The sequence below is a fragment of the Nonomuraea sp. MTCD27 genome (genome assembly GCF_041950495.1).
Taxonomy (GTDB): domain Bacteria; phylum Actinomycetota; class Actinomycetes; order Streptosporangiales; family Streptosporangiaceae; genus Nonomuraea.
Genome location: NZ_JBGNUW010000014.1, coordinates 72,440 through 93,637, shown reverse-complemented (window position 1 = coordinate 93,637; position 21,198 = coordinate 72,440). Strand labels below are relative to the sequence as shown.

At 68.2% G+C, this 21,198-nt stretch carries 20 protein-coding genes; 2 read left to right on the top strand and 18 right to left on the bottom strand.

Annotated features, from left to right (window positions below):
* Window positions 1-9: 9 nt before the first annotated feature.
* The 16 genes from nuoN to ACBJ59_RS35445 all read right to left on the bottom strand — a co-directional run bounded on the left by nuoN (window position 10) and on the right by ACBJ59_RS35445 (window position 17,822).
* Entirely contained in the window at window positions 10-1,602 is a 1,593-nt protein-coding gene (nuoN, locus tag ACBJ59_RS35520) for an NADH-quinone oxidoreductase subunit NuoN (RefSeq protein ID WP_375114559.1), read from the bottom strand.
* The gene (locus ACBJ59_RS35515; RefSeq protein WP_375114558.1) at window positions 1,599-3,158 is read right to left on the bottom strand and encodes an NADH-quinone oxidoreductase subunit M; all 1,560 of its coding nucleotides are present in this window, start codon (window positions 3,156-3,158) and stop codon (window positions 1,599-1,601) included. The genes nuoN and ACBJ59_RS35515 overlap by 4 nt, the downstream gene beginning before the upstream one ends.
* Entirely contained in the window at window positions 3,158-5,008 is a 1,851-nt protein-coding gene (nuoL, locus tag ACBJ59_RS35510) for an NADH-quinone oxidoreductase subunit L (protein WP_375114866.1), read from the bottom strand. The genes ACBJ59_RS35515 and nuoL overlap by 1 nt, the downstream gene beginning before the upstream one ends.
* 73 nt (window positions 5,009-5,081) lie before the next feature.
* Window positions 5,082-5,378, bottom strand: coding sequence for an NADH-quinone oxidoreductase subunit NuoK (gene nuoK, locus ACBJ59_RS35505; RefSeq protein ID WP_020542667.1), 297 nt, complete (start codon window positions 5,376-5,378; stop codon window positions 5,082-5,084).
* Window positions 5,375-6,178, bottom strand: a complete 804-nt coding sequence (locus ACBJ59_RS35500; RefSeq protein WP_364130615.1) for an NADH-quinone oxidoreductase subunit J — start codon at window positions 6,176-6,178, stop codon at window positions 5,375-5,377. Before ACBJ59_RS35500 ends, nuoK begins: the two co-directional genes overlap by 4 nt.
* On the bottom strand, window positions 6,171-6,686 hold the full coding sequence (nuoI, locus tag ACBJ59_RS35495) for an NADH-quinone oxidoreductase subunit NuoI (protein ID WP_375114557.1): 516 nt from the start codon (window positions 6,684-6,686) through the stop codon (window positions 6,171-6,173). Before nuoI ends, ACBJ59_RS35500 begins: the two co-directional genes overlap by 8 nt.
* Entirely contained in the window at window positions 6,673-7,953 is a 1,281-nt protein-coding gene (gene nuoH, locus ACBJ59_RS35490) for an NADH-quinone oxidoreductase subunit NuoH (protein ID WP_375114556.1), read from the bottom strand. Before nuoH ends, nuoI begins: the two co-directional genes overlap by 14 nt.
* A complete protein-coding gene (locus ACBJ59_RS35485) occupies window positions 7,950-10,325 on the bottom strand; it encodes an NADH-quinone oxidoreductase subunit G (RefSeq protein WP_364126338.1) in 2,376 nt (791 codons plus the stop codon). The genes nuoH and ACBJ59_RS35485 overlap by 4 nt, the downstream gene beginning before the upstream one ends.
* Window positions 10,322-11,611, bottom strand: coding sequence for an NADH-quinone oxidoreductase subunit NuoF (nuoF, locus tag ACBJ59_RS35480; protein ID WP_375114555.1), 1,290 nt, complete (start codon window positions 11,609-11,611; stop codon window positions 10,322-10,324). Before nuoF ends, ACBJ59_RS35485 begins: the two co-directional genes overlap by 4 nt.
* Entirely contained in the window at window positions 11,608-12,342 is a 735-nt protein-coding gene (gene nuoE, locus ACBJ59_RS35475; RefSeq protein ID WP_364126334.1) for an NADH-quinone oxidoreductase subunit NuoE, read from the bottom strand. Before nuoE ends, nuoF begins: the two co-directional genes overlap by 4 nt.
* Complete coding sequence (locus tag ACBJ59_RS35470; protein ID WP_375114554.1) at window positions 12,329-13,654, bottom strand: NADH-quinone oxidoreductase subunit D; 1,326 nt, start codon at window positions 13,652-13,654, stop codon at window positions 12,329-12,331. Before ACBJ59_RS35470 ends, nuoE begins: the two co-directional genes overlap by 14 nt.
* 46 nt (window positions 13,655-13,700) lie before the next feature.
* A complete protein-coding gene (locus ACBJ59_RS35465; RefSeq protein ID WP_375114553.1) occupies window positions 13,701-14,405 on the bottom strand; it encodes an NADH-quinone oxidoreductase subunit C in 705 nt (234 codons plus the stop codon).
* The gene (locus ACBJ59_RS35460; RefSeq protein WP_364126328.1) at window positions 14,402-14,953 is read right to left on the bottom strand and encodes an NADH-quinone oxidoreductase subunit B family protein; all 552 of its coding nucleotides are present in this window, start codon (window positions 14,951-14,953) and stop codon (window positions 14,402-14,404) included. Before ACBJ59_RS35460 ends, ACBJ59_RS35465 begins: the two co-directional genes overlap by 4 nt.
* Window positions 14,954-14,955: 2 nt before the next feature.
* A complete protein-coding gene (locus ACBJ59_RS35455; protein WP_080043646.1) occupies window positions 14,956-15,351 on the bottom strand; it encodes an NADH-quinone oxidoreductase subunit A in 396 nt (131 codons plus the stop codon).
* 64 nt (window positions 15,352-15,415) lie between these two features.
* The gene (locus ACBJ59_RS35450) at window positions 15,416-16,669 is read right to left on the bottom strand and encodes a geranylgeranyl reductase family protein (RefSeq protein WP_375114552.1); all 1,254 of its coding nucleotides are present in this window, start codon (window positions 16,667-16,669) and stop codon (window positions 15,416-15,418) included.
* Window positions 16,670-16,877: 208 nt separating this feature from the next.
* Window positions 16,878-17,822, bottom strand: coding sequence for a helix-turn-helix domain-containing protein (locus tag ACBJ59_RS35445; RefSeq protein ID WP_375114551.1), 945 nt, complete (start codon window positions 17,820-17,822; stop codon window positions 16,878-16,880).
* Between the two features lie 279 nt (window positions 17,823-18,101).
* Here ACBJ59_RS35445 and ACBJ59_RS35440 point away from each other — a divergent pair, with 279 nt between their 5' ends.
* A complete protein-coding gene (locus ACBJ59_RS35440; RefSeq protein ID WP_375114550.1) occupies window positions 18,102-18,773 on the top strand; it encodes a hypothetical protein in 672 nt (223 codons plus the stop codon).
* Here ACBJ59_RS35440 and ACBJ59_RS35435 read toward each other — a convergent pair.
* Window positions 18,760-19,476: a demethylmenaquinone methyltransferase gene (locus tag ACBJ59_RS35435; RefSeq protein WP_364126316.1), complete on the bottom strand. Its 717-nt coding sequence runs from the start codon at window positions 19,474-19,476 to the stop codon at window positions 18,760-18,762. The two genes, ACBJ59_RS35440 and ACBJ59_RS35435, sit on opposite strands and share 14 nt — an antisense overlap.
* A 106-nt stretch (window positions 19,477-19,582) precedes the next feature.
* On the opposite strand from ACBJ59_RS35435, the gene ACBJ59_RS35430 reads away from it, so the two are divergent.
* Entirely contained in the window at window positions 19,583-20,788 is a 1,206-nt protein-coding gene (locus ACBJ59_RS35430; protein WP_375114549.1) for a hypothetical protein, read from the top strand.
* On the opposite strand, the gene ACBJ59_RS35425 is transcribed toward ACBJ59_RS35430, so the two are convergent.
* Window positions 20,785-21,003 carry a DUF4229 domain-containing protein gene (locus ACBJ59_RS35425; RefSeq protein WP_364126311.1) on the bottom strand — a complete coding sequence of 73 codons (219 nt, stop codon included), beginning with the start codon at window positions 21,001-21,003 and terminating at the stop codon, window positions 20,785-20,787. The genes ACBJ59_RS35430 and ACBJ59_RS35425 overlap by 4 nt on opposite strands.
* Window positions 21,004-21,198: the final 195 nt, after the last annotated feature.

Here is a 21,198-nt window from a genome sequence, read left to right as displayed (position 1 = left end):
GAGATCCCCTTATCTAATGAACAGGCTGCTAGCAGCGTCGTTGGCAACACCGAGTACGGACTCCGGATAGAGCCCCACTCCTACGGTAACCAGCAGCGAAACTGCGATGACGGCCACGGTGCCCATACTGGGTGCCGCGATCGCCGGGCCGTCGGCCGCCGGCTCGCTGAAGAACATCAGCACGATCACGCGGGCGTAGAAGAACGCCGCGACCGCGGAGGCGACGACGCCCACGACGACCAGGCCGGCCATCCAGCCGCCCATCGAGTCGCCGGGCTGGGTGCCGCTGTTCAGGGCGGCGGCGAAGACGGCGTACTTGCCGAAGAAGCCGCTCGTCAGCGGGATGCCGGCGAAGGCGAGCAGGAAGAAGGCGAACACCCCGGACAGCACCGGCGCGCGCTTGCCGAGCCCGGCCCAGCGCGACAGGTGCCCCGCCTCGCCGCCCGGGTCACGCACCAGCGTCAGCACCGCGAACGCGCCGACCGTGGTGATGCCGTAGACCGCCAGGTAGAACAGGATCGCCTTGAGCGAGTCGGCGTTCTGCTGCGCGCTGCCGAACGTGGCCATCACACCGACCAGCAGGAAGCCGGCGTGCGCGATGGACGAGTACGCGAGCATCCGCTTGATCTCGGTCTGCGTGATCGCCAGGATCGAGCCGACGACCATCGTGAGCGCGGCGACGCCCCAGATGACCGGCCGCCACTCCCAGTCCAGGTTGCCCAGGCCGACCCAGAACACCCGCAGCACGGCCCCGATGGCGGCCACCAGCGTGCCGGAGGCCATGAGGGCGGTGATGGGGGTCGGGGCGCCCTGGTAGACGTCAGGTTTCCAGGCCTGGAACGGAGCCGCGCCGATCTTGAACAGCAGGCCCACGCCGAGCATCGCGAACCCGATCAGCAGCAGCGGGTCGAGCGTGTTGCCCGCGGCCATGGCCTGGTTGATGCCCGGCAGCGAGACGGTGCCCGCGAAGCCATAGATCATCGCGGTGCCGTACAGGAAGAACGCCGAGGAGAAGGCGCCCAGCAGGAAGTACTTCATGGACGCCTCCTGCGACAGCAGGCGGCGCCGGCGGGCGAGCCCGCACAGCAGGTACAGCGGCAGCGACATGACCTCGAGGGCCACGAACATCATCAGCAGGTCGTGCGAGGCCGGGAACAGCAGCATGCCGCCGACCGCGAACAGGACCAGCGGGTAGACCTCGGTGTGCCCGGTGCCGTTGTCGTGGGCCTCGGCCTCCTCCTCGTCGGCGCTGCCCGGCACGGCCGCGGCGGAGGCCACGAAGTGGCCCTCGTCGTTGATCAGCAGCACGCAGACGAACGACAGGATGAGGATGACGCCCCAGATGAACAGCGAGGGCCCGTCCACGGCGATCGCGCCCATGGCGGAGGCCGTGGTGGACACCTGGCCGCGCAGCGTCTGCACGAGGACCAGCGCGAACGCGCCGGCCAGGCTCAGCAGGGTGAGCGGCACGTGGATCGACTTGCGCAGGTAGCGCGGCGCGAACGCCTCGACGAGCACGCCGATGCAGGCCGCGCCGAAGATGATCAGCAGCGGCGCCAGCGTGCCGTACTCGATCGTCGGCGCTTCGATGGCGGGGTTCACTGACCTGTCCCCTTCTCAGCGATGGTGGAGGTGGGTACCTTCACGTTCGTCAGCGTCTGTTGCACCGACGGGTTGATCACGTCCAGCAGCGGCTTGGGGAAGAAGCCGAACCCGATGATCAGGGCGACCAGCGGAGCCAGCACCCACACCTCGCGGGCGTTCAGGTCCTTGAAGGCCTTGACCGGCTCGGCCGTCGGCCCGTTCATGATCCGCTGGACCATCCACAGGATGTAGACGGCCGCCAGGATCACGGCCACCGCGGAGATGATCGCCGCCACCGTCAGCGCGCCCGAGCCGTGGGCGGTGCTGGAGTACGTGCCGATCATGACCATGAACTCGCTGACGAAGGACGACAGGCCCGGCAGCGACAGACCGGCCAGACCGGCGACCAGGAAGAAGCCCGCGAGCACGGGCGCGACCTTCTGCACGCCTCCGTAGTCGCCGATGAACGGCGAGCCGCGCCTGGCGATGAGGAACCCGGCGGCCAGGAACAGCGCGCCGGTGGCGAAGCCGTGGTTGACCATGTAGAGGGCCGCGCCGGACTGCGCGATGTCCGACATGGCGAACACGCCCAGCACGATGAAGCCGAAGTGCGAGATCGACGTGTACGCGATGAGCCGCTTCATGTCGGTCTGCCCGATGGCCACGATGGCGCCGTAGATGATGCTGATGACCGCCAGCACGACGATCGGCATCGTGAACGCCTTGGCGGCGTCGGGGAACAGCTCCAGGCAGAAGCGCAGCATGCCGAACGTGCCGACCTTGTCCAGCACACCCACCAGCAGCACCGCGGCACCGGCCGGGGCCTGGGCGGCCGCGTCGGGCAGCCAGGTGTGCACCGGCCAGAGCGGCGCCTTGATGGCGAAGGCGATGAAGAAGCCGCCGAACAGCCACTTCTGCATGTTCGGGTCCTGGATGGCCCCGATCAGCTCGGGGAACATGAAGGTCTGCTTGTTCGCGACCACGTAGAGGCCGATGACCGCGACCAGCATGAGCAGGCCGCCGAACAGCGAGTAGAGCAGGAACTTGACGGCCGCGTAGGACCGCTGGGCACCGCCGTACGAGCCGATCATGAAGTACATCGGGATCAGCATGGCTTCGAAGAAGACGTAGAAGAGGAAGATGTCGGTCGCCGCGAAGACGCCGATCATCATCGTCTCGAGCACGAGCAGCAGCGAGAAGTACGTCTTCACCGACCGCTTGGGCGTGATCAGCGTGCCGTCGGCGGTCTTGACGCCGTCGGCGTCGTGCCAGGAGGCCAGCACCACGATCGGCACCAGCACCACCGACAGCGCGATGAGCACGAGCGCCACGCCGTCCACGCCGACCCCGAACTTCACGCCGAAGCTCGGGATCCAGTTGTACTCGGCCGTGAACTGGAAGCGGTCGCCGTTCGGCTTGAACCCGGCGGCCATGACGCCCGTCAGGACCAGCGTCAGCAGCGAGACCAGCAGCGTGACCTGCTTGGCCAGCTTGTCACTGCCCTTGGGAAGCAGGGCCACCACGATGGCGCCCACCACGGGCACCGCCATGAGTATCGGAAGCCAGGGTGACATCAGATGTTCCCAACGAGGAGCAGGGCGCCGGTCAGCAGGGCGGCGCCGATCAGGATGGACAGCGCGTACGTTCTGGCGAAGCCCGTCTGGAGCCTGCGCAGGCGCCCGGAGCTGCCGCCGATGCCCGCCGCCAGCCCGTTGACGATCCCGTCGACGCCGCGGTTGTCGAAGAACACCGCGAGGCGGGTCAGCCACTGGCCGGGGCGCATGAAGAGCGACTCGTTGAGCGCGTCACCGTACAGGTCGCGCCGGGCGAACGTGGTGAGGAAGGAGCCGCGCGGCTGCACCGCCGGCACCTCGACCCGGCCGTACTTCATCCAGGCGAAGACCACGCCGACCGCGACGAGCGCGAGCGTGGCCAGACCCGGCGTGGTGAACGGGTCGAAGTGCGGCCTCTGCTCGGGCGTGCCGCCCACGGCCGGCATCAGGAAGTCGTACAGCGTCCCGTTCAGGACCAGGTAGGCGCCCAGGCCCAGCGAGCCGAGCGACAGGATCATCAGCGGCACGGTCATGACCAGCGGCGACTCGTGCGGGTGGGCGTCCTCGGCCCAGCGCTTCTCGCCGAAGAAGGTCATGAAGACCATCCGCGACATGTAGAAGCCGGTGATGCCCGCGCCCAGCACGGCCAGCCAGCCGAGGATCGGCTGGTGGTGCACCGCGGTCTCGATGATGCCGTCCTTGGTGAAGTAGCCGGACAGCAGCGGGAACCCGATGATCGCCAGGTAGCCGATGAAGAACGTGACGAAGGTGATCGGCATGAACTTGCGCAGGCCGCCGTACTTCCGCATGTCGACCTCGTCGTTCATGCCGTGCATGACGGAGCCGGCGCCGAGGAACATGTTGGCCTTGAAGAAGCCGTGCGTGATCAGGTGGCCGATCGCGAAGGCGTAGCCCACCGGGCCGAGGCCCGCGCCGAGCATCATGTAGCCGATCTGCGACATCGTCGAGCCGGCCAGGCCCTTCTTGATGTCGTCCTTCGCGCAACCGATGATCGCACCGGCGAGCAGCGTGGCCGCGCCGACGATGGCCACGGCGAGCGCGGCGCCCGAGCCCTCGGGGAAGAAGAACGCCCCCGAGCGGACCACCAGGTAGACCCCGGCGGTGACCATGGTCGCGGCGTGGATCAGGGCCGAGACCGGGGTCGGGCCCTCCATGGCGTCGAGCAGCCAGGACTGCAGCGGGAGCTGCGCCGACTTACCGCAGGCGCCGAGGAGCAGCAGCAGGCCGATGGCGAGCATGATGCCCTGCGACGGGGCGGGGCCGGTGTACTCGGCGATGCCCTTGAACGACAGCGTGCCGAACGCGGGCAGGATCAGGAACATGCCGACCAGCAGGCCGAAGTCACCGACGCGGTTGACGACGAACGCCTTCTTCGCCGCGACCGCCGCCGTCGGCTTGAACTGCCAGAACCCGATCAGCAGGTACGACGCCAGACCGACGCCCTCCCAGCCGATGAACAGGCCCACGTAGTTGTCGGCCAGCACCAGCAGGAGCATCGCGGCCACGAACAGGTTCAGGTAGGCGAAGAACCTGCGCCGGTGCTCGTCGTGCGACATGTAGCCGATCGAGTAGATGTGGATCAGCGAGCCCACACCGGTGATCAACAGCGCGAAGCTGATCGAGAGGGGGTCGATGAGCAACCCCATGTCGACCAGCTTGGGAATGAACTCGTACAGATGGACGGCCCGGCGGCGCTCCTCCGTCCCGAACCCGATGAGCTCGAAGAACGCCAGCACCGCCACGACGAACGAGGCGAGGGACATGGCCACGCCCAGCAGATGGCCCCAGCGGTTGGTGATCCGGCCGAACACCAGCAGGACGAACGCTCCCAGAAGCGGGAAGGCGATCATCAGCCAGGCGTTGCCGATCACTCCGCCGGTGTGCTGGACGATCTCAGCGATTTGAGATTCCACCAGTCACCTCTTAGTACTTCAGCAGGTTGGCGTCGTCGACGGACGCTGACCTGCGGGTTCGGAAGATCGTCACGATGATGGCCAGGCCCACCACGACCTCGGCCGCGGCCACCACCATCACGAAGAACGCGATGATCTGGCCCTCCAGGTTGCCCACCTGCCGGGAGAACGTGACGAAGGCGAGGTTGCAGGCGTTGAGCATGAGCTCCACGCACATGAACACCACGATCGCGTTCCGCCTGATCAGCACGCCCATGGCACCGATGGCGAACAGCAGGCCGGACAGGACGAGGTAGTGCGTCGTCACTTTGTCACCTCATTGGTCTCGGCGTCCTGCTCGGCCTCGGTCGGCGCCTCGTCGTGCTCGGCCGTGTGCTTGATGGCCTCGGCGAGCCTGGGGTCCGCCGGCAGGTGGTCGTGCTCGACGTCGTAGCGCGCGATGTAGCGGTTGACCGAGGTCTCCGCGACCGACCCGTCGGGCAGCAGCGCCGGCATGTCGATGGCGTTGTTCCTGGCGTAGGTGCCAGGACCGGGCAGCGGCGAGGGGTGGTCGCCGAGGAACCGGGCGCGGGCCAGGTCCTTCTGCGTGACCTTCTCGGTGAGCTTCTCGCGGTGTGCCAGCACCATCGCGGCCAGCGCGGCGGTGATCAGCAGTGCTGAGGTGATCTCGAACGCGAACACGTACTTGGTGAAGAGCTGCAGCGCGATCGAGCGGATGTAGCCGCCCTGCTGCGTGGCCGCCGCCAGCCCGGCCTGGGGCGCGAACACCGCGTTGCCCACGGCCGCGACGATCAGCGCCAGGAAGCCGAGGCCGGCGATGATCGCCCAGAAGCGCTGGCCCTTCAGCGTCTCGACGAAGGAGTCGGACGAGTCCACGCCCACGAGCATGAGCACGAACAGGAACAGCATCATGATCGCGCCGGTGTAGACGATGATCTGCACCGCGGCCAGGAAGGGCGCGTCCTGCACGGCGTACAGGACGGCCAGGCAGAGCATCACGGTGCCGAGCATCAGCGCGGAGTACACGGCCTTGCGGTTGAAGACCATGCCGAGTGCCGCACCGACGGAGACGACGGCGAGCACCCAGAAAGTGATGGTCTCACCCATTGGTCCGCCCCAGCCGGTAGTAGTCCTCTTCGGTCTCACCGAGCCGCATGGGGTGCGGCGGCTGTTCCATGCCCTGGGTCAGGGGCGCGAGCAGCATCTCCTTGGTGTAGATGAGGCTCTCGCGGTTGGTGTCGGCGAGCTCGTACTCGTTGGTCATGGTGAGCGCGCGGGTCGGGCAGGCCTCGATGCACAGGCCGCACAGGATGCACCGCAGATAGTTGATCTGGTACGTGCGCCCGTAACGCTCGCCCGGCGAGAAGCGCTCCTCGTCGGTGTTGTCCGCGCCCTCCACGTAGATCGCGTCGGCCGGGCACGCCCAGGCGCACAGCTCGCACCCGACGCACTTCTCCAGCCCGTCAGGCCAGCGGTTGAGCTGGTGACGCCCGTGGAAGCGAGGAGCCGTCGGCTTCTTCTCCTCCGGGTAGTTCGTCGTGACGGGCTTCTTGAACATCGTGTGGAAGGTGACCCCGAAGCCCTTGACGGGGTTCAGCCAATCAGTTAGTCCCACTGGGAATCTCCTTGTGCTGCACCCCGTGGTAGTGCGGCAGGTCGAGCGGCGGCACAGGGAAGCCGCCGGCCGTCGGCTCGTTGGACAGTTCCTCGAACTCGGCCTCCACCTGAGCCTTCTTCGCTTCCTTGCGCCGTTGGTTGACGGTGTCGAAGCGCATCCAGATGGCCAGGGCGCCGACCACGATCACCGCGCCGACCGCGATGCCGATCATCCGGTTGCCCTCGTTGACCACCACGTTGCGCACCGCGGCCACCAGCAGGATCCAGGCCAGGTTGACCGGGATCAGCACCTTCCAGCCCAGCGACATGAGCTGGTCGTAACGCACGCGCGGCAGCGAGGCCCGCACCCACACGATGAAGCAGAAGGTCAGCACGAACTTGATGAAGAACCACAGCGCCGGCACCCAGCCCGTGTGGGCCCACTCCCAGTCCATCGGCAGCGGCGCCCGCCAGCCGCCCAGGAACAGCGTCACGGCGATGCCGGAAGCGGTGAAGGTGTGCAGGTATTCGCCCATCATGATCAGGGCGAACTTCAGCGACGAGGAGTATTCGGTCTGGAAGCCACCGACCAGCTCGCCCTCGCCCTCGGGCAGGTCGAACGGGATCCGCGCGGCCTCACCGAACATGCAGATCACGTAGACCAGGAACGACGGGATCAGCAGCACCGCGAACCAGGTCTGCTCCTGCGCCTTGACGATCTCCGAGGTGGACAGCGTCCCGGCGAACAGGAAGATGGCCACGAACGACAGACCCATCGCGATCTCGTAGGAGACCACCTGGGCCGCCGAGCGCAGACCGCCCAGCAGCGCGTACGGCGAACGCGACGACCACCCGGCCAGCACCACGCCGTAGACCGACACCGCGCCCATGGCCAGCATGAACAGCACCGCCACCGGCAGGTCGACCAGCTGCAGCGGCGTCTGCACGCCGAACAGGTTCACGACCGGCCCGAACGGCACGATGGAGAAGGCCAGGAACGCCGGCACGACCATGATGATCGGAGCCAGCAGGTAGAGCACCTTGTCCACGGTCCGCGGGAAGAGGTCCTCCTTCAGGCCCATCTTCAGGCCGTCGGCGACCGACTGCAGCAGGCCGAACTTACCGGCCCGGTTGGGCCCGTAGCGGTTCTGCATCCGCGAGATCAGCTTGCGCTCGAACCAGACACCGAACAGGACGCCCAGCATCAGGAAGACGAACAGCATCACGGCCTTGATGATGGTGATCCACAGCGGATCGTGGCCGAAGTTCTCCAGGGTGGGACTCATGACGCGCTCCCGATGGTGACGATGTCGCCGGCCACCGCGCGCAGGTCACGCGTGACCGAGCAGCCGCCGGAGTTCGCCGGCACCCAGACCACGCGGTCCGGCAGGTCGGCGATGCGCACCGGCAGGGTGACGACCTCGCCGACGACGAGCTTGTCGCCGTCGGCGACGCCGAGCTCGGCTGCCGTGCTCTCGGAGACCAGTGCTTCGGCGGTGCGGGCGGTGCCCGCGAGGTAGGGCTCGCCGTCCTGCAGCCTGCCCTCGTCGAGCAGCAGGTGCCAGGTCGCCAGCAGCGCCTGGCCCGGCTCCGGCACCTCCTGGGTGCGGGTCAGGGCGTTCGGCGCGTTGACCCGGCTGCCCCGCCAGGAGCCCAGGCCGGACAGCTCGCGCCGGGCGGCCTTGGCGTCCGGCAGGCCGAGGTGGACGTCCATCCGGTCGGCCAGGTTGCCGATCACGGCGAGGTCGGACTGCAGGCCCGGCACCTTGAGCGGCGCCTCGAACGAGCGGCCCCTGCCCTCCCAGTTGACGAACGTGCCGCCCTTCTCCTGGACGGAGGCGACGGGCAGGACCACGTCGGCGCGGTCGGTGACGGCGCTGGCGCGGATCTCCAGGCTGACGATGAACGGCGTGTGCTCGAGTGCTTCGAGCGCCGCCGCCGGGTCGGCCAGGTCGTAGGGGTCCACGCCGGCCACGACCAGCGCGTCCAGCTCGCCGTCGCGGGCGGCGGCGAGGATGCCGGCCGTGTCGCGGCCCGGGGTGGCGGGCAGCGAGGCCACGTTCCACGCCCTGGCGACCTCGGCCCTGGCGCTCTCGTCGTCCACCGGACGGCCGATCGGCAGCAGGTTGGGCAGCGCGCCGGCCTCGACCGCGCCGCGCTCGCCGGCCCGCCGCGGGATCCAGGCGAGCCTGGCGTCGGAGGCGGCGGCGAGGCGAATGAGAGCGGACAGGGCGCCCGGCACGGTGGCCAGGCGCTCGCCGGCCAGCACGATCGTGCCCTCGGCCAGCGTGCCCACCAGGTCGCCGATCGCGTCGGCCTCGGCGCCCGGGACGGTGCGGATGAGCGTGCCGCCCATCTTCGCCAGCCCGGCGGAGGCGAACGGCGCGATCGCCGAGACCTTGAGGCCCTTCTTCATCCACGCCTTGCGCAGGCGCAGGAAGACGATCGGCGACTCCTCCTCGGGCTCGAACCCGACGAGCAGCACGTGCGGGGCGTTCTCGAGGTCGGCGTAGCTGATCTCGATGCCCCTGCCGGCCACCGCGTGCGCCAGGAACTGCGCCTCCTCGCCGGAGTGCGGCCGGGCGCGGAAGTCGACGTCGTTGGTGGCGAGCGCGGTCCTGGCGAACTTGGCGTACGCGTAGGCGTCCTCGACCGTGACCCGGCCGCCGACCAGCACGCCGGCCTTGCCGCGGGCCTTGGCCAGCCCCTCGGCGGCCACCGCGAGCGCCTCAGGCCACGAGGCGGGCACGAGCACGCCCTCCTCGTTGCGGACCAGCGGCTGCTTGAGGCGGTCGGGCTGCGTGGCGTACGAGAACGCCCAGCGGCCCTTGTCGCAGTTCCACTCCTCGTTCACCTGCGGGTCGTTGCCCGCCAGGCGGCGGGTGACCCGGCCGCGCCGGTGATCGGTGCGCTGGGCGCAGCCGGAGGCGCAGTGCTCGCACGCGCTGGGCGTGGAGACCAGGTCGAACGGGCGGGCCCGGAACCGGTAGGCGGCGCCGGTGAGCGCGCCGACCGGGCAGATCTGCACCGTGTTGCCGGAGAAGTAGGAGTTGAACGGCTTGCCCTCGGCCGTACGCACCTGCTCCTTGGCCCCGCGCTCGAAGAACTCGATGAGCGGGTCACCGGCGATCTGGTCCGAGAACCGGATGCAGCGCGCGCACTGGACGCAGCGCTCGCGGTCGAGCAGCACCTGCGTGGACAGCGGCAGCGGCTTGGGGAAGGTCCGCTTCTGCTCCTGGAACCGGGTCTCGCCCTGACCGTTGGACATGGCCTGGTTCTGCAGGGGGCACTCGCCGCCCTTGTCGCAGACCGGGCAGTCCAGCGGGTGGTTCATGAGCAGCAGCTCCATCGCCCCGCGCTGCGCCTTCTCGGCGACCGGCGAGGTGAGCTGGGTCTGCACGACCATGTTCTCGGCGACCTCGATCGCGCACGACGGCTGCGGCTTGGGGAAGCCGCGGCCGTTGCCCGCGTCGGGGATGTCGACGAGACACTGGCGGCAGTTGGCCGCCGGGTCGAGCAGGGGGTGGTCGCAGAACCTGGGGATCTGGATGCCCAGCAGCTCGGCGGCCCTGATGATCAGAGTGCCCTTGGGGACACTGACCTGGAACCCGTCGATGGTCAGGGTCACCAGGTTCGTTTCGGTCTCTACGACGGTCACTGCTCACCCCAGAGAGTGGACTTCTTCGGGTCGAACGGGCAGCCGCCGATCTCGAAGTGCTTGAGGTACTCCTCGCGGAAGTACTTCACCGAGGAGTGGATCGGGCTGGTCGCGCCGTCGCCCAGAGCGCAGAACGAGCGACCCAGGATGTTGTCCGCGATGTCGGTGATCGTGGACAGGTCCTCCTCCGTGCCCTGGCCCTTCTCCAGGCGCTTGAGCACCTGCTTGAGCCAGTACGTGCCCTCGCGGCAGGGCGTGCACTTGCCGCAGGACTCGTGGGCGTAGAACTCGGTCCAGCGCAGCACCGTGCGGACCACGCAGGTGGTCTCGTCGAAGATCTGCAGCGCGCGGGTGCCCAGCATCGAGCCCTTGGCGCCGACCGCCTCGAAGTCGAGCGGCACGTCGAGGTGCTCGTCGGTGAAGATGGGCGTGGAGGAGCCGCCCGGGGTCCAGAACTTGATCTGGTGCCCCTCGCGGATGCCGCCGGCCATGTCGAGCAGCTCGCGCAGCGTGATGCCGAGCGGGGCCTCGTACTGGCCGGGCCTGGTGACGTGGCCGCTGAGGGAGAAGATGCCGAAGCCCTTGGACTTCTCGGTGCCCATCCCGGCGAACCAGTCGGCGCCGTTGGCGATGATCGAGGGAACACTCGCGATCGACTCGACGTTGTTCACGACAGTAGGCGAGGCGTACAGGCCCGCCACGGCCGGGAACGGGGGCTTGAGCCGCGGTTGACCTCTGAAGCCTTCGAGCGAGTCGAGCAGCGCCGTCTCCTCGCCGCAGATGTAGGCGCCCGCGCCACTGTGCACGACGAGTTCGAGGTCGTATCCCGAGCCGAAGATGTCGGTGCCGAGATAACCCTTCTCGTACGCCTCCCGTACGGCCGCGTGCAGCCGCCGGATCACGTGCAGCACCTCGCCGCGCACGTAGATGAAGGCCTGGTTGGCCCGGATCGCGTACGACGTGATGATGATGCCCTCGACCAGCGAGTGCGGGTTGGCCATCATCAGCGGGATGTCCTTGCAGGTGCCCGGCTCCGACTCGTCGGCGTTGACGACGAGATAGTGCGGCTTGCCGTCGCCCTGCGGGATGAAGCCCCACTTCATGCCGGTCGGGAAGCCGGCGCCGCCGCGGCCGCGCAGGCCCGAGTCCTTGACGGCCTGGATGACGGCGTCGGGGTCCATGCCCAACGCCTTCTTGGCCGCCTCATACGCGCCGTAGACGTCGAGCGTGAAGGAGTTGGGCTGGTCCCAGTTGGCCGTCAGGACCGGTGTCAGAGTCGTGCTCATGCTTCGGGGGCCTTCCATCCCTTGGCCTTGGCGACCTTGAGGCCCTCCAGCGAGGGGCCGGCGGCCGACGGGCCGTCACCCGCGAGGTCGTCGGGCAGGCCGGCGAGCACGCGCGAGGCTTCCTTGAAGGTGCACAGCTTCTTCGGGCCGCGCGTGGGCCGCACGTCCTTGCCGTCACGCAGGTCGTCGACGAGCTGCTTGGCCGACTCGGGCGTCTGGTTGTCGAAGAACTCCCAGTTGACCATCATGACCGGGGCGAAGTCGCAGGCCGCGTTGCACTCCAGGCGCTCCAGCGAGACCTTGCCGTCCGGGGTCGCCTCGTCGTGACCGACGCCGACGTGCTCCGTCAGCTCCTCCCAGATCTCGTCGCCGCCCATGACCGCGCACAGCGCGTTGATGCACACGCCGACGTGGAAGTCGCCGGCGGGCTTGCGCTTGTACATGGTGTAGAAGGTCGCGACGCCCGTGACCTCGGCCTTGCTGAGGCCGAGCATCTCCGCGCAGAACTCCTGCCCGTCGTCCGAGACGTAACCGTCCTCGGACTGCACGAGGTGGAGCAGCGGCAGCAGGGCCGAGCGGGTCTTGGGGTAACGCCCGATGATCTCCTTGGCGTCCCGCTCCAGACGCTCCCGGACCTCCGGTGAATACGTCATGACCGCGCCTCCGGCGCGCTCATGACCTGCGTGCTGTGTCCGATTGTGCGCGCGACAAGCTCGCTCACCTGTCCACACCTCCCATGACGGGGTCGATAGAAGCCACCGCGGCGATCACGTCGGCGACCTGGCCGCCTTCCGCCATCGCGGGGAAGCTCTGCAGGTTGCAGAAGGACGGCTCGCGGAAGTGCACGCGGTAGGGCCGGGTGCCCCCGTCGCTGACCACGTGGGCGCCGAGCTCGCCCTTGGGCGACTCGATGCTGGCGTACGCCTGCCCGGCCGGCACCCTGAAGCCCTCGGTCACCAGCTTGAAGTGGTGGATGAGGGCCTCCATGGAGGTGCCCATGATGTGGGCGATGTGGTCGGGCGAGTTGCCGAACCCGTCGGGGCCGAGCGCGAGCTGCGCGGGCCAACCGATCTTCTTGTCCTCGATCATCACCGGGTCGCCCTTGAGCGGGCCGGCGATGCGGTCCAGGGCCTGCTCGACGATCTTGAGGGACTCCTCCATCTCCCTCATGCGGACGAGGTAGCGCGAGTAGACGTCGCAGCCGCGCTCGGTGGCGACGTCGAACTCGTAGGTCTCGTAACCGCAGTAGGGCTGCGACTTGCGCAGGTCCCACGGGAGCCCGGCGGCGCGCAGGATCGGCCCGGTGACACCGAGCGCCATGCAGCCGGTCAGGTCGAGGTAGGCCACGTCCTTGGTGCGGCGCACGTAGACGGGGTTCTCGTCGAGGAGCTTGCGGATGTCCTTGATCCGCTTGGGCATCTCCTTGAGGAACTCGCCGATCTTGTCGACCGCGCCCGCCGGCAGGTCGACGCTGACGCCGCCCGGCCTGATGTAGGCGTGGTTCATGCGCAGGCCGGTGATGTACTCGAACAGGTCCATGATCATTTCACGATCGCGGTACCCGAAGAGGAACGGCGTGGTCGCGCCCAGCTCCATGCCGAACGTGCCCATCGCGACCAGGTGCGAGGCGATGCGGTTGAGCTCCATCATCATCACGCGGATGGCCTGCGCCCGGTCGGGCACGCGGTCCTCGATGCCGAGCAGCTTCTCCACGCCGAGGCAGTAGGCGGTCTCGTTGAAGATCGGCGAGAGGTAGTCCATGCGGGTCACGAACGTGGTCCCCTGGGTCCACGTCCGGTATTCCATGTTCTTCTCGATGCCGGTGTGCAGGTAGCCGATGACGCCGCGCGCCTCGGTGACCGTCTCGCCGTCGAGCGTCAGGACCAGGCGGAGCACGCCGTGCGTGGACGGGTGCTGCGGGCCCATGTTGACGACCAGGCGCTCTTCCTCGGAGTCGCGCACGCCGGTGACGACCTGCTCCCAGTCGGCTCCGGTGACCGAGTAGACCTTGCCCTCGGTCGCCTCGTCATAAGCGGTGCTCACGAGTGATCCTTCCTACGGTCGTCAACGCTCAGCTCCACAAGGTCGCTCACGCGTACGACCTCCTCTCATCCGGCGAGGGGATGGTGGCGCCGCGGTATTCCACCGGGATGCCCCCGAGCGGATAGTCCTTGCGCTGCGGGTGTCCGTCCCAGTCGTCGGGCATCATGATCCGGGTGAGCCCGGGATGACCGTCGAAGATGATCCCGAAGAAGTCGTACGTCTCGCGCTCGTGCCAGTCGTGACCAGGGTAAACGCTCACCGTGGATGGAATGTGCGGATCGGAGTCGGGAGCGCTCGCCTCGACGCGCACCCGCCGGTTGTGGGTGATCGAGCACAGGTGGATGACCGCGTGCAGCTCCTCACCCGCCAGGTGTGGGTAGTGGACGCCGGACACGCCGAGCGAGAGCTCGAAGCGCAGCGCCGGGTCGTCGCGCAGCTTCTGGCAGACCTCCACCAGGCGCTCGCGCCTGACGTGCAGGGTCAGCTCGCCGCGGTCCACGACCACGCGCTCGATGGCGTCGTCGAGCCCGAGGGTGTCCACGAGCTCGTCGAAGTAGCTCCCGTACGGGCGGGGCGTGGACAGCTGCGGCGCCCGGCGTACGACGAGGCCGCCGTAGCCGGAGGTGTCGCCGGTGTCCTGGGCCCCGAACATGCCGCGCCGGGCGACGGGGGACTCGGGCACCGCCGGGACCGGCGCCTGCGGGGTCTCGCCGCCTTCCGGGCTTCCGGGGAGGTTGTCGGGCGAGGTCACTTCGCGGCCCCCTGATCGATCAGCGGCAGCGTGCGCAGCGCCTGCAGCTCGAGCTCCTCGATCTGCTTGGCCCGGTGCGCGCCGAACTTCATGTTCTGGATCTTGTCGTGCAGCTTCACGATCGCGTCGATGAGCATCTCCGGCCGCGGCGGGCAGCCGGGCAGGTAGATGTCCACCGGCACGATGTGGTCGACGCCCTGCACGATGGCGTAGTTGTTGAACATGCCGCCGCTGGAGGCGCACACGCCCATGGAGATGACCCACTTAGGCTCGGCCATCTGGTCGTAGATCTGGCGCAGCACCGGCGCCATCTTCTGCGACACGCGCCCGGCCACGATCATGAGGTCGGCCTGGCGAGGAGACGCCGAAGCGCGCTCCATGCCGAAGCGCGCCAGGTCGTAGTGGGGGCCACCGGTGGCCATCAGCTCGATCGCGCAACACGCGAGGCCGAAGGTGGCCGGCCATACGGAGTTCTTACGCGCCCATCCGGCGGCCGCTTCGACCGTGCTGAGGATGAACCCGCTGGGGAGTTTCTCTTCAAGTCCCATTTTCAGTCCCAGTCCAGACCCTTGCGGCGCCACACGTACGCGTAGGCGACGAGCACGGTGACGATGAACAGCAGCATCTCGACGAGCGCGAACAGCCCCAGGCCCGAGGAGAGCACGCGGCCGAGGTCGTCCGTCTGCGGAGCGAACGAGACGGCCCACGGGTAAAGGAAGATGATCTCGATGTCGAAGACGATGAAGAGCATCGCCGTGATCATGTATTTGAGCGGGAACCGTCCGCCACCGACCGGCTGGGGCGTCGGCTCGATGCCGCATTCGTAGGCGTCAAGCTTCGCGCGGTTCCAGCGCTTGGGACCGGTGAAGGGAGCGATGGCGACCGAGAAGATCGCGAAGCCCCCCGCGAGAACGGCGAGCACCAGGATGGGCACGTAAAGGTCCATCGCTACGCCTCCTCTGGAGTCGCCGCGCGCGCGGGCGCGCAGCCGGATCTGTGGATTCTGAGATTCATGCTGGTGGCGCGACCTTCGAGAGTGCGTTAATGATCATGTCCGACGCATCGCCTCGCCGGTCGGTGAGATTACCAAGGAGTTTGAGCGCGAAGCGCATCAGCCTCGGGTGGGGCAGCCCGTGCCTGGTGCCGAAGCTCATCACACCCGGCTTCCCAATCGCCTCGACGAACAACCTCCCGAGCGTGAAATATCCGCCGTAGGCGTCCTTCAGTACTCGAGGATAGGACCGCAGGGTCCGCTCCCGTTGCGCGGGGGTGGTGCCCTTGAGGGCCTTCGCGATGACCTCGGCGGCGATCTCGCCGGTCTCCATGGCGTAGGCGATGCCCTCGCCGTTGAACGGGTTGATCGACCCGCCGGAGTCTCCCACGAGCATCAGGCCGCGTGTGTAGTGGGGCTGCCTGTTGAAGGCCATCGGGAGCGCGGCGCCGCGGATCGGGCCCGTCATGTTCTCCTCGGTGAAGCCCCACTCCTCCGGCATCGACCGGCACCAGCGCCGCAGCAGGTCGCGGTAGTCGATGTTGCCGAACTGGGAGCTGGTGTTGAGCAGCCCCAGGCCCACGTTGGAGGTGCCGTCGCCGACACCGAACACCCAGCCGTAGCCGGGCAGCAACGTGTCGCCGTCCCACAGCTCCAGCCAGGTCTCGAGGTAGTCGTCGTCGTGGCGCGGGCTCTCGAAGTACGTCCGCACGGCCACGCCCATCGGGCGGTCCTCCCGCTTGTGCAGGCCCATGCCCAGGGCCAGGCGGGTGCTGTTGCCGTCGGCGGCCACCACCACGCGGCTGCGGAACTCGCGGCCGTCCTTGGTCGTCACGCCCACGACGTGGCCGCTGCGGTCGTCGAGCACGGGGCCGGCGACGGTGACGCCCTCCATGAGGCGCACGCCGTTCTTGACCGCGTTGGCGGCGACGATCTGGTCGAAGTCCTGGCGGGTGCGTACGAGCCCGAAGTCGGGGAAGCGCTCGAGCCGCGGCCAGTCGAGCTCGAACCGGAGGCCGCCACCGACGACGCGCAGGCCCTTGTTCCTGATCCAGCCGGGTGCGTCGATGTCGACGCCCATGTTCTGCAGCTGCTTGACCGCCCGCGGGGTCAGGCCGTCGCCGCAGACCTTCTCGCGGGGGAACCTGGTCTTCTCCAGGAGCAGCACGTCGAGCCCGGCCTGCGCGAGGTAAAAGGCGGTTGCGGAACCGGCGGGACCGGCGCCGACGACGATGACGTCTGCGTCAGCCTGTGTGGCTGTTGGCACGGTCACTGGACTGTCCTGTCCCTACACGCTCGAAGGCCTCGGGGTGTGGCGCCTTCGTTCCTTTGTGAACCCCTTCACAAACTTACCGGCCCGCAGTCTACTGCTTTTCCTGTACATAGTGGCAGTCGGGGTGCTGTTCTGTGATCCAAGAGGACGGCGTGTCGCCTGGGGCAGCGCAGTCATGATCGTCACGCTAGCAGCAGGCCCCCGGCACTCAGAGTCCGGCGAGTGAGGCGATGCAGTCTCGAGATGCTTCTTCGTCGAGAGCCGCCTCCTTGAGCAGATCGAATATCACGGAGTAGCGATAGACCCGCTCCTCGTCCTCCACCACTTCGGCCACCGGATAGTCCTCCGAATAGACGATGTCGCCCGAGACCGGACCCAGCACCGGCATGGAGGGAAATCCGAGGAGCACGAAATGCGAGAAGTTGATGGGGTGCGACTGCTCCAGCAGGAGAACGTGAATGCTGATGTTCGGCCGGTCACCGAGTTTCAGCAGGTGACGTAACTGCTCGCGCATCAGCCCATCGTCGGCGGCGCCGAACCGGCGGCGCAGGACGGCCTCGTCGATCACCGCCGAGTAGGCCAGCGGCGGATCGGCGAACAACCGCCGCTGCCGGCGCAGCCAGGTCCGCGTCCGGCGCTCGACCTTTCCCGGCGGGACTATCTCCACGGCGCGGGTGAGCCGCGTCATCTCCGCGCAATAGGCATCGGTCTGCAGCAGCCCGGGCACCGCGTTCGAGCCCCACGTCCTGAGCGAGGAGGCGCCGTCCTCCAGCCCGACGAACTCGCGGCCGATCTCGGTGAGCACGTCGGAGTAGGACTCCCACCAGCCCTTGGCCGCGTGGTTGCCGACGAGCGAGAGCAGCAGCGCGGCCGGCTCCGGGCCGATGCGGTAGTGGTCGAGCAGCTTCGCCACGTCCTCGGCCGAGGGCGCGACCTGGCCCGTCTCGAGGCGGGAGAGTTTCGACGTCGACCAGTGCAGCGACCGTGACACCTGAACGCCGTTGAGACCCGCTTCCTCGCGGAGCCGCCGCAGCTCAGTGGCGATTTTCCGGCGGCGGAGTGTCGGATTGATTTCCCCGATCACTCGGTCTCCTTTCGGCATTCCGCGATATATGCCCCGCCCCGCCCACGCGCAATCGTCGCCGGGAAGCACCTTTCGCGTTTCGCCAGGAGTCCCTGGACTCATCCCCGCGGGAATTGCACCGGGCGGCCCTGCGGAACACCCTTAGGGTAGCCCGCAGGCAGGAAAGCGGGCCAGACGGAAATGAGGTTTTCGCCAGACGCGGGCAGGCGGATGGTGGGACCCCATCCGCCCGCCACCGCGTAGCACCCCGACTCTGACCGAAGAGTGGAAATGGGAGCCGCGGACATGACCGACGCTACACGTGGCAGGGGAGATCGCAAGGGCGGACGGCGGCGATTAACCGTCGCCTTGAACAGGTGGTTCTGGCACGGATCCAACGAGTTCGCCAGGGAACAGGGCTGGGAGATCGACAGGTCGGCCGGGGGCGGCCGGAGATACCGCGATCCCCGGTTCGACATCCGCAAGAAGGAGATCCTGGAGGCGCCGCTCCAGGAGGAGCCGGTCAGCGAACCGCCTCCGCGCAAGTTCAGCCCGGGGGACGGTTTCCCCAGGAAGCATCCGAAGATAGCCAGGGCACACGACCTCATCGCCACCACGGGCCTGGTCTGGCGATGGAGGACCGAAATCACCGTGTGCTGCGCCGTACCGATGGCCGCCGTCCCGCTGATCCAGTGGCTGGGGCCGGTGGCGGCACTGCTGCTCGCGGGGGCGGTGTCCGCCGGCGGCGCGATCCCGGGAGTGCGCAGGGCCGCCGACCGGGTTGTCGTCCGCCATCGCTTCCAGGGCCTGTGCCTGCGTACGTCGATGCGTACGCCCGAGGGGCGCCTGCCCCTCATCGTCCACACGCAGTCGATCCCGCACGGGACGGCGCTCCTGATCTGGTGCAGGTCGGGCATGAGCCCCGAGTTGTTCGAGGACTACATCCCCGAGATCAGGGTCGCCTGCTTCGCCGAGGAGGTGACCTTCCACCGCCATCCCCACCGGCCCCATCTGCTGACGATGGAGCTCAGGCGGGCTTGAAACCCCTGTGCATGGCGACGATCCCCATCGTGAGATTGCGCCAGGCCACCCGTTCCCAGCCGGCGTCCTGGATCGTCCGGGCCAGCGTCGGCTGGTCGGGCCAGTCCCTGATCGACTCGGCCAGGTATTCGTAGGAGTCGTCGTTGGACCCGAAGACCTTGGCCACCTTCGGCAGCATCCGCATCAGGTATTCGCGGTAGACCAGGTCGAACGCGCCGACGGTCACGTGCGAGAACTCCAGGATCACCAGCCGCCCGCCCGGCCTCGTCACCCGCAGCATCTCCCGCAGCGCCTGCGCGGTGTCGTGCACGTTGCGCAGCGCCACCGAGATCGTCACCGCGTCGAACGCGTCGTCGGCGAACGGCAGCCGCATCGCGTCGCCCGCGACGAACGGCACCCCCGGCCCCGCCAGCGCGTTACCGCCGTGGCGGCGCACTCCCGTGCGCAACATGCCGAGCGAGAAGTCGGAGGCGATCGCGCGCGCGCCCAGCGTGGTGAACGCGTCGGTGGACGTGCCGGTGCCCGCCCCGAGGTCGAGCACGATCTCACCGGGACCGGCGTCCACGGCGGCGGCCACCGCCTTGCGCCAGAGCCTGACCTGCCCGAGGGAGATCACGTCATTGACCAGGTCGTAGCGGCGGGCGGTGCGATCGAACATCGCGGCGACCTCGTCCGGCTGTTTGTCCAACTGAGCGCGCGTCATGCTCACAGCCTATTGGGAGGGGTCGCAGACCTTGCGGTCATGCCCATCCGGGACAATCAACGGAAAGTAGTCTCATGACTACCGAACGTCTGCTAGATATTGGCGAATGCTTGCCCGTGTCGCCCTTGCGGCGATCATCGCCTCGGCCCCCGTCGCGCACCCGCGTGTCGTGTCGGCCGACCCGATCGACAGCACCCCTCATGTGCTCGACGGCATCGTCAACGCCATCACCGTCGTCGGGAGCACCGTCGTCGTCGGCGGCTCGTTCAGCGAAGTGAGCGACGCAGCCCGCAGGACGACCTATCCGCGCGACAACCTGTTCGCCTACGACCTGGCCACCGGCCGCGTCCTGCCCGGCTTCGCGCCGAGCGTCGCGGGCCCGGTCTACGGCCTGGCCGCCGGCGACCGGGGCACCGTCTACGTCGGCGGCGAGTTCCACGGGATCAACCACCAGAGGTCCCGCGGGCTGGCCAGGCTCGCCCTCGCCGACGGCTCGCTGGTGCCCGGCTTCGCGCCGCGCATCGGCGGCGGCATGGTGACCTCGCTGGCGCGGCAGGGTCCCAAGCTCTACGTCGGCGGCGACTTCATCAGCCCGCGCACGGCGCTGGCCAGGCTCGACGCCGCCACCGGGGCGCCCGACCCGGCGTTCGACATCACGCCGGGCACGCCGCTGACCGCGAACGTGAAGGTCTACGCGCTGGCCGTCTCGCGCGACCGGCTGGTCGTGGACGGCTCGTTCACCACGCTCGACGGGCATTCCAGGCCGCAGCTCGGCCTGATCGACGTCAGCGGCGCCACGGCGAGGGTGGCGCCGTGGCGGACCGACGCGTACGCGCGCAAGTGCAGCGGTGCCTTCCCCTCGTACGTACGCGGCCTCGACTTCTCCCCCGACGGGCGCTATTTCGCGGTCGTCACCACGGGAGGCGCCCGGGGCGGGATGTGCGACACCGCGGCGCGGTTCGAGACCTACGCCAGGGGCTCGGCCATCAGGCCGACCTGGGTCAACAGCACGGGCGGCGACTCGCTCTACGCGGTCGCGGTGACCGGGGCGGCGGTGTACGTCGGCGGGCATCAGCGCTGGTTGAACAATCCGCAGGGCCGGGACTCGGCCGGCCCGGGCGCGGTGTCACGGCCGGGCATCGGCGCCATTCATCCGCGGACCGGAAAGGCCCTGAGTTGGAATCCCGGACGGGAGCGCGGCATCGGCGTGAAGGCGTTTTTCGCGCACGGCAGCGGACTACTTGTCGGTAGTGACACAACGAGACTCGGACGGGAGTACCATGCCCGGATTGGCATGTTCCCCCTGCCCTAGTCGTCGTGCGGCTTCGGCCGGTCGATCCTGTCGCTGAGACGCGCGCTCATGGCGTCGCGCTGCTTGGACAGCAACACGTAGCTCGCAATGCCGCTGATCAAGAAAGAAGCCGCGATCAGGATCAGCGGGTTTGTCAGGCCGAGCAGCCACAGCACACCGAGGGTCACGACAAACAGGCCGATCCGCGACGCGGTGTAAACGAGAACGGGACGCACAGGTTCGAGGTTACTCGGACCTGCGCAGCGGTCGCTCTTCGCATCGGACGCGAGCACTGCTACTGTTCCCAGTTAGGGAGTTTCGTAAAGAAACACCCACGAGAGCCCCAAAGAGGCTCTATCATATAACAATCGGGCAGTCAGCTGATAACAACCCGTGATCTTTGCAGAAAACCACGGATAAATCAGGCTTCG

Excerpts from the sequence above, each read along its gene's own strand:
- nuoL (WP_375114866.1), bottom strand. The coding sequence starts at position 5,008 with ATGATCGCCTTCCCGCTTCTGGGAGCGTTCGTCCTGCTGGTGTTCGGC.
- ACBJ59_RS35500 (WP_364130615.1), bottom strand. The coding sequence starts at position 6,178 with ATGGGTGAGACCATCACTTTCTGGGTGCTCGCCGTCGTCTCCGTCGGT.
- ACBJ59_RS35455 (WP_080043646.1), bottom strand. The coding sequence starts at position 15,351 with ATGGACCTTTACGTGCCCATCCTGGTGCTCGCCGTTCTCGCGGGGGGC.
- ACBJ59_RS35430 (WP_375114549.1), top strand. The coding sequence starts at position 19,583 with ATGCTTGCCCGTGTCGCCCTTGCGGCGATCATCGCCTCGGCCCCCGTC.
- nuoH (WP_375114556.1), bottom strand. The coding sequence starts at position 7,953 with ATGAGTCCCACCCTGGAGAACTTCGGCCACGATCCGCTGTGGATCACC.
- nuoF (WP_375114555.1), bottom strand. The coding sequence starts at position 11,611 with ATGAGCACGACTCTGACACCGGTCCTGACGGCCAACTGGGACCAGCCC.
- ACBJ59_RS35435 (WP_364126316.1), bottom strand. The coding sequence starts at position 19,476 with ATGACGCGCGCTCAGTTGGACAAACAGCCGGACGAGGTCGCCGCGATG.
- ACBJ59_RS35460 (WP_364126328.1), bottom strand. The coding sequence starts at position 14,953 with ATGGGACTTGAAGAGAAACTCCCCAGCGGGTTCATCCTCAGCACGGTC.
- ACBJ59_RS35515 (WP_375114558.1), bottom strand. The coding sequence starts at position 3,158 with ATGTCACCCTGGCTTCCGATACTCATGGCGGTGCCCGTGGTGGGCGCC.